Origin of the sequence: Sphingomonas sp. FUKUSWIS1 (assembly GCF_000733135.1) — a bacterium.
Classification (GTDB): Bacteria; Pseudomonadota; Alphaproteobacteria; order Sphingomonadales; family Sphingomonadaceae; genus Sphingomonas; species Sphingomonas aerolata.
The window spans coordinates 1-922 of the sequence record NZ_JPJC01000131.1; the positions used below are offsets into that span (position 1 = coordinate 1).

Annotated in this window: 2 protein-coding genes; one reads left to right on the forward strand and one right to left on the reverse strand. The window is 69.3% G+C overall.

Annotation, left to right across the window (positions count from 1 at the left end):
* A partial coding sequence (locus sphsw_RS20380; protein WP_031440337.1) for a zinc-ribbon domain-containing protein occupies window positions 1–212 on the reverse strand: 212 nt, incomplete at its 3' end.
* Window positions 213–410: 198 nt separating this feature from the next.
* Here sphsw_RS20380 and sphsw_RS09145 point away from each other — a divergent pair.
* Window positions 411–922: cell division ATP-binding protein FtsE (locus sphsw_RS09145; RefSeq protein ID WP_031440338.1), on the forward strand; the 512-nt coding region annotated here is incomplete at its 3' end.

Genomic DNA, 922 nt, shown 5'->3' on the forward strand with positions numbered 1-922 from the left:
AACGCCGCGCCGAACGGCGGCGCGGGCGCGAAGCCGAGCGGGGCCGCGGGCATTGCCTCCGCAGGGGCCGGCGCGTCGGGCGCCGTGATGTCAGTCGCGGCCTGGAACCAGCTGTGGCGGCAATTGGCACAGCGCACGGTCCGACCTTCGGTGCCGATCGCGCTGTCGGGGACCAGATAGCGTGTGCTGCACTCGGGGCATTGGAGGATCATCGGGCACGATTCACTGCGGGCCGCGGGACGGGGCCGTTCGCGGTCAAACTAAGCACGTGGCCCCCGCTCGTGGCAAGCATCATGCGCCCGGATGCTGTCTGCCGCGCTGCAGATGGCCGCCAGCTTGAAGCCGCGCGCGCTTTCATGCGAAAGCGAGGCTCACGGCACAGGCGAACTCGGGCGGGCGCGACCAATTTCATGGCGAATATCGTGCAGTTCGAAAATGTTGGCTTGCGCTACGACACCGGCGCGGAAACGCTGTCCGACATCTCGTTCACGCTGCGCAGCGGCGCCTTCTACTTTTTGACCGGCGCGAGCGGTGCGGGCAAGACGTCGCTGCTCCGGCTGCTCTATCTCGCCCAGCGCCCGAGCCGCGGCGTGATCCGGCTGTTCGGCGAGGATGCCGTGCTGCTCCCGCGTGACCGGATGCCGGGGTTCCGCCGCCGCATCGGCGTGGTGTTCCAGGATTTTCGGCTCGTCCCGCACCTGTCGACCTGGGACAATATCGCTCTGCCGCTACGCGTCGCGGGGATGCCCGAGGCGGATCTGCGCCAACCGGTCGAGGAGATGCTCGCCTGGGTCGGCCTGACCGAACGCGCCGAGGCACGACCGGCGACCTTGTCGGGCGGTGAGCAGCAACGCGTCGCGATCGCCCGCGCGGTGATCGCCCGGCCCGAGATGCTGGTCGCGGACGAGCCGACCGGCAATGT